General features: G+C 55.2%; 6 protein-coding genes. 5 read left to right on the top strand and 1 reads right to left on the bottom strand.

Annotated elements, in window-relative coordinates:
• Nucleotides 1–208 precede the first annotated feature (208 nt).
• The 4 genes from CEK65_RS03855 to CEK65_RS03840 all read left to right on the top strand — a co-directional run bounded on the left by CEK65_RS03855 (nt 209) and on the right by CEK65_RS03840 (nt 3,190).
• Entirely contained in the window at nt 209–1,129 is a 921-nt protein-coding gene (locus tag CEK65_RS03855) for a hypothetical protein (RefSeq protein WP_152180827.1), read from the top strand.
• A 322-nt stretch (nt 1,130–1,451) separates the two neighbouring features.
• Entirely contained in the window at nt 1,452–2,081 is a 630-nt protein-coding gene (locus CEK65_RS03850; protein ID WP_152180826.1) for an EcsC family protein, read from the top strand.
• Nucleotides 2,082–2,134: 53 nt separating this feature from the next.
• Nucleotides 2,135–2,665, top strand: coding sequence for a hypothetical protein (locus CEK65_RS03845; RefSeq protein ID WP_152180825.1), 531 nt, complete (start codon nt 2,135–2,137; stop codon nt 2,663–2,665).
• Nucleotides 2,666–2,776: 111 nt separating this feature from the next.
• Nucleotides 2,777–3,190 (top strand): hypothetical protein, encoded by a 414-nt coding sequence (locus CEK65_RS03840; protein WP_152180824.1) that lies wholly within the window; start codon nt 2,777–2,779, stop codon nt 3,188–3,190.
• A gap of 21 nt (nt 3,191–3,211) precedes the next feature.
• Here the strand turns inward: CEK65_RS03840 and CEK65_RS03835 are convergent, their stop codons facing one another.
• The gene (locus tag CEK65_RS03835) at nt 3,212–3,673 is read right to left on the bottom strand and encodes a hypothetical protein (protein WP_193314684.1); all 462 of its coding nucleotides are present in this window, start codon (nt 3,671–3,673) and stop codon (nt 3,212–3,214) included.
• A gap of 426 nt (nt 3,674–4,099) precedes the next feature.
• Here CEK65_RS03835 and CEK65_RS03830 point away from each other — a divergent pair, with 426 nt between their 5' ends.
• Nucleotides 4,100–5,491 carry a tyrosine-type recombinase/integrase gene (locus CEK65_RS03830; RefSeq protein ID WP_152180823.1) on the top strand — a complete coding sequence of 464 codons (1,392 nt, stop codon included), beginning with the start codon at nt 4,100–4,102 and terminating at the stop codon, nt 5,489–5,491.
• Nucleotides 5,492–6,119 lie beyond the last annotated feature (628 nt).

Genomic DNA, 6,119 nt, shown 5'->3' with positions numbered 1-6,119 from the left:
CTAGGATTCCCTTCAAGAGGCCCAGCGCTGGTGAGCAGAGCCGATGCACTCACTACAGCTAAGACGTCCGATACTCGCCTACCGCGGGAGGGAGGGAGGGAACACAGTGGCGTCCTCCTTTGGTTTTGCAAAAATCGCATATCACCAGCACCAAACTGCCTTAATTCTGGCATGCTCCGATGCCATCTAGTGAGAGCACGAGGTAGGGATGTTTTCGAAGATCGCGCCGCGTTCCGTCCGCTATATCAAACTTGGGGAGGGCGGCTCTTGGGAGAAAGATTGCATTGCTCGCGGCCTATTGCGGTTCGGATTTCAGAGTGGGCATCCCGAGACCTTGGCTTGGGCCCATGAGGGGCGCTGGGAGGACCTGAAGGCATCTTGGCGTGAGGGAAGGTCAGCTGGAACTGCAACACGCTTTACAAATGAAACCCGGCGCTTCTTTGAAGCCGGCCCACACGATCTTTGGATTACGTTTGTTGGCGAACGCCTGTATTGGGGCTTCTTAGAAGACGACGCTCCGATACCCGTTGGAACTGACCAAAGCACGGTGCGGCGCGTGCGTGACGGCTGGCAATGCATTGATCGGGATGGAAAGGATCTTCTAAAATCAAACCTTCCCGGCGGCATCACCAACCTCGCGGCTTATCGTGGGACATCTTGCTCGGTAAAGGCGGAAGCTCACGTTGTTCGTCGCATCAATGCCGAGATAAGCGATGAAGTGAAACTGGCAGAGTCGACACGCTCCGCCTTAATCGAAGCACTCGTGCCGCTCATTCGTCGCCTTGGCCCTAAGGACTTTGAGGTGCTAGTCGAACTGATTTTCGGAGCGAGTGGCTGGCGCCGAATTGCAGCCACGGGCGGGACTCGCGAGCTTCTAGATCTCGACCTAGAGTTGCCGTCCACCGGGGAGCGCGCGTTTGTGCAAGTGAAGGCGCAAACCAACCAAGCCGAGTTCGATTCGTATGCTGATAAGCGAGAGGATGGTGTGTTCAGCCGCATGTTTTACGTATTCCATTCCGGCACTATCATCAACGACGACCCAGCTATTACGGTGATAGATGCGGTCAAACTGGCACGCATGACGCTTGATGCTGGACTGACAGACTGGGTTATACGTAAAGCCGAGTAGCACGCGCCAACGGGGCTACCCCCTTCAAGAGGGTCCTACAGGACATCCGCCCCATATCCGTGCCGTCTACATCATATACTTGGCACTGGATCCCACATCCTTTTTATACGTAACTGGACCTCAGGCTCTCGGCTAAAGATCCCCGCGACATTGCCGATATGCCGGTAACAGTGAACAAGTCAGCATCCCGGGGGAATGCCAACTTTTCCTCGCCATGACAACTGTTCGTAGAGCAAGCTATATTTTATTCGAAAACCGTTTTACCTATAACTCCGCTCGCAAGAGCAAGTTGATTTCTCCTACGTCGCAAAAGGACTAGCCCGTGGCAAAAGAGCTCACTGAAAGCAAGATCATGCAAGTCCTCGACTTTGCCTATGATAAGGCAATGACCGGATTGCCAGGCTTCGATTCCGCCATCGAGATGGCTGACAGTTACATGAAGGAAGCAGGCTCGCTCGAGGATAAGGCCAACTCATTGATTCGATGGCAGAACACCAAGGCGGCAACCTCGGGCTTCCTCACCGGCGTTGGAGGACTATTGGTTATGCCGGTGACAATCCCTGCCAATCTTGCCAGCGTCTACTTAATCCAAATTCGCATGATTGTCGCCCTCGCTTATATGGCCGGATACGACGTCCGCGACGATAAAGTAAAGGCTTTGGTGTATACATGCCTCACGGGCAATGCTGCCAAAGAAGTTTTGAAGGATGCCGGGATCCAATTTGGCAAAAAGTTGGCTCAAGCGAGCATCAACCGCATCACTGGCGCCACGCTCACCCGAATCAACCAAGCTATTGGCTTCAGACTCCTCACCAAAGCAGGCACGACCGGCGTGGTCAATTTCAGCAAGATGGTGCCAATCTTGGGCGGCGTGATTGGGGGCGCAGTAGACTTGGCTGCCACCAATATTGTGGGTAACACTGCAGTGAAGATATTCATAGCAAAGCAATAGCCCGCGCACCGATAAATACAACTACAGCACGACACTCACAGGAAGCAATATAAATGAATTTTGATGTTGCAGGCCCATTTGAAATCGCCCGGCACGGAAGTAAAAAGATCATTACCAAGGAGTCAGCCAAGTTACTCAAGCCGCAGCTTGAGGAATGGGAAGAAGGCCTATCGACAGCTTGCGGGTGCTATGTCTTCGGAAAGCGCGCCGGAGGTGGGATCACACCATGGTATGTTGGCCAAGCATGCAAAACGTCGCTTTTAGCCGAGGCTCTCAACCCAACCAACATCACTAACTATAATCACATCTTGGGGGAAGAAGGCGCAGGAATTCCAGTTCTCCTTCTCATTCCCGCACGAACTCCGACAAAAAAGTTCCGCAAAAGGCCTTCCAGCAAACTGAAATCACTATCATTTCTAGAGCGTTGGCTTATCGCGGCTGCTATCCAGAAAAACCCAGAATTGATCAATACCAAGGAGACGCGCTTTCTTCGCGATCTTCACGTCACAGGGGTCTTCAACGCTCAGCAGGGCGAATCGACGAAATCATCAACCGCGCTCAACAAGGCACTTGGTCTCAGGTAGGATTAAGCGAATCGTCACCTCTCGCCTACATTCAGGTTTCCCGACCTCCGAGAACGCAGAAGCCCAGGGAAAGAACCCGGGCAAACTATGCTTCTATAGACTCGCGCGAGCATGACCACCGCCATGGAACTTATACGTCCCCTCCGAACCCTGGTGCTTGCCTCGCTTGTGGCCATCTCGCTTGCGGGATGTGCAGCAGGTCGTCCCGCCGCCAGCCAGCCCATCGAAGGCCCCGTGGGGTTGGGAGAGATTGCGGCGGTCGATGGGCCCAAGGTGCGCCCCGACCGCGTCATCGAAGACAGCCGTTGCCCTGCCGACGTTCAATGCATCCAGGCCGGCCGGCTGGTCGTCAGGGCAACCGTGCTTGGCGGCGGCTGGTCTAAGGAGGTGGACCTCACGCTGGGCGTCCCAGTTCCTGTTGCTGATGGCATGTTGACGCTAGTCGACGCTACGCCCCTGCCCATCAGTGGGGACACCGCCCCGTCCGCCGCTCGCCTCACCTTCAAGTTTCAGGGCGGCCGTTAGGCCCAGGAGATGCCTGGCTCCTTATTGCGCGGCAGTGTCTTGGTAAGCGCCTCGATCCCAAGAGCGATAGCGCCAAGGCACCACATCTTCTAGAAACGTGATGCGGGGACTTGGGAGGTTGCCGAACCCTGCCAGGCTGGCACGCAGCCGCTCGGCTTGAGCTTCAGGGACAAAGAGCCAGGGCCTGACTATCCAGTCCAGCGGCACGCCGCTATCGCGAGCCAGCGCCGCCCTAACTCCAGGCCAATGTTCGTTCCACGATTTCAACCGAGCCAAGAGCGAAGGTGCCCGGGCTGCGTAGGTGATCTCGCAGAGATAGCCAGCCTGCTCCTTGAAGCTCACGGCCACCGCGTCGCAATACCAATGTGGGCCACTGGTGTCCGGGTTGGCCCCCTCGTTGAGCTGGATGCAGCACTGGCTGTTGACGAACAGCGCTCGGTCCGCTCGGAGGTAGTCGAGCACCACGCCTTCGAAGTGATCCACTGTCGCAACTCCCTGCCCTGTTATTGAATGACGAATAACGTCATCGTAAGCCCAATAAAGCTAACTAAAAGTGATATCACAACGCGACTAGTTAGCTTAAAAAATAAATCAAGCTAACAAATATCAGCTAACATTTAACTGGCATTCATTTTAAAACGGCCCTATTTTAGTTTTTAGCTAACCAATTAATTTTAAACACTACAGTAAAGTCTCAGCAAAGAGCCAGCCTCGCCCGCCTGAAACCCTTGCCAGATAAGGAGCACAAGTAATTTAAAGCGCTAAGCTGAGCGATCAATTATGACCTAATTCCAACCTGGCCTGGCGACACCTGAGGTGTTGATTAGCGGCGCAGAAAAATTCCGATTTTGGATTGACGAATTTTGAGGGCGACGTATCAAGCTTCCATCTACCGATGGAAGCACAGCAATGGCAAACGACCTCACCAATGAACTACAGAAATACAAGGACCACCCCTTCGGCGAATTGACGTTTGGCAGCGTCCGGGTCGGCCGCGTCACGTTCAACAACGTGCGCCTTCGAGGACGCGAGGCCCTCATAGGCCTGGAAGAGCTTCTCCAAGCCGCCTGTGAGAAAACGCAGCGTATCCGAGTCCGGAAGGACGGCACCCGATATCCAGAACCTCTGCCCATAGCCACGCCCGGCCGGCAGCTGTCGGAAGAGATCGCCGACTACCTGCGCGACATGACCCGCCGCAACCTGCGGCCGCGCACCATCGAGGCCACCGCCCGCACGCTGGGCCTTCTGCAACGCGTCTGCGGCGACATTCGGATCTCTCGCATCGACCACAAGCACATCTACCGCCTGTGGGATCTCATCCGCTGGGCTCCTCCAGGCGCGGCTTCGGATGCAGAGCTCAAGTCCTTGTCCGTCGAAGACCTGATCGTGCGAGGCCAGGCCATCAAGGTCGAGCCGCCGGCGCCCGCGACGCTGGAACTGCACCGCCGCTTCCTAGTCGCGTTCTTCGGCACGCTGGTCAAAGCCCAGGCCATTCCCGTCTCACCGATGGAGCCCTTCCGCGAAATAAAGAAGGACTTGCTCCAGGACAGCAGCAAGCCCGACCGCCTCTTCAGCGACGAGGAACTGAAGCGCATCTTCGACCCAAGCAACTTCATTCCCTGGGCCAAGAAATGGCCTCATCGTTGGTGGGGGCCGATCTTGGGGCTCTACACCGGCGCTCGAGTCGGCGAGGTTGCCCAGCTCAAAGTGGCGGACATCATTCAAGAGCGCGAGATGTGGTGCATTTCCATCCGCAAGACGATCGACGAGGACTTGGCCGGCAAGGTTGGCACGCGGAGCCGCCAGAGCCTCAAGGGCGACTCCGCAGTGCGGGTCATTCCCCTGGCCCAACCGGTTCTGGATTCGGGCTTCCTCGACTTCCTGGAAGATATGAAGGCGTGCGGCCATCCCCGGCTATTCCCCCACCTGTCCGCCGGCGTGAACAAGAAGACGGGGGAGACGAACGCGCGCTACAGCCAGGGGCTGCTCAACCAATTCAGCAGCTACTTGAAGGATCTCGGCTTCCCGAAAGGGGTCGGCTTCCATGCGTTCCGCCACACGATCGCCACTGAGCTCTACCACCGCGACGTGCCCCAGGAAGAGGTCGCCCTCATCACCGGGCATTCGCTGAGCAAGAAGGTGCCGGTCCTGCAGGACTACTACCTCCACAAGCGGCCAGATCGGATCCGCGTGAAGCAAGCACGGGCATTGGAGTTGTATCGGCCGGCGGTCGAGCTGCCGAAGTATCAGGCGGGACAGTTCAAGGAGCGGTTGCGGGACAAGCAAAAGTTCTATCCATGAGAGGAGTCGAGAGAGCTTTACCCTCCAATTTATAAGAGAAGTGCGAATTGATGGGTTACATTGGCACGCGCCTCACCCATCGTATCGTGCTCTTCGCCCTGTCTCACCTTCCATCCACCTACTCTTTGCGAAATTCAGGCATTAACACTCACTTATTCAACATCTTACCCAATCGATTTTTAATCCACCCCAGGAATCCGCCAGATGATCTAAGTCCCCATAGTTCGCCACATCCTCGAACAGTGTCAGTGGAATGAAAACAAAATAACAAAAGAGATCCTTATTCCTTGCCTAGAGCGCTATAGCGCCAATCACAATCACTGTCTTCGAGAAATAAGATTTACGGGCGGAGCAAATGAATTTGGAAATGATATTGAGTTTTATGAACTATCGGGCCCCGACCAATTCCGACTTTACACTGGCATCCAAGTTAAGAAAGGAAAAATAGATCAATCTCAGGCCACTATACTGGCAAATCAGGGCAGCCAAGCTTTTGCAAAAAGAATCTTAGACCCAGCCATCAATCAGTCAAATCGCATTACACGCTGGATTGCTGCCACGACGGGCGAAGTTACGTCACCGGCGGCAGAAGCACTATCCACACTATTAAGAGGGGAAAACCGGCTTA

The organism is Xanthomonas sp. LMG 12459 (assembly GCF_009192905.1).
Taxonomy (GTDB): domain Bacteria; phylum Pseudomonadota; class Gammaproteobacteria; order Xanthomonadales; family Xanthomonadaceae; genus Xanthomonas_A; species Xanthomonas_A sontii.
The sequence above is the reverse complement of the archived record's forward strand: the minus strand, read 5'-3'. Positions and strand labels throughout refer to the sequence as shown.

Bases quoted from the DNA above. Each gene is read 5' to 3' on its own strand.
- CEK65_RS03855 (WP_152180827.1), top strand. From the start codon at position 209: ATGTTTTCGAAGATCGCGCCGCGTTCCGTCCGCTATATCAAACTTGGG.
- CEK65_RS03845 (WP_152180825.1), top strand. From the start codon at position 2,135: ATGAATTTTGATGTTGCAGGCCCATTTGAAATCGCCCGGCACGGAAGT.
- CEK65_RS03840 (WP_152180824.1), top strand. From the start codon at position 2,777: ATGACCACCGCCATGGAACTTATACGTCCCCTCCGAACCCTGGTGCTT.
- CEK65_RS03830 (WP_152180823.1), top strand. From the start codon at position 4,100: ATGGCAAACGACCTCACCAATGAACTACAGAAATACAAGGACCACCCC.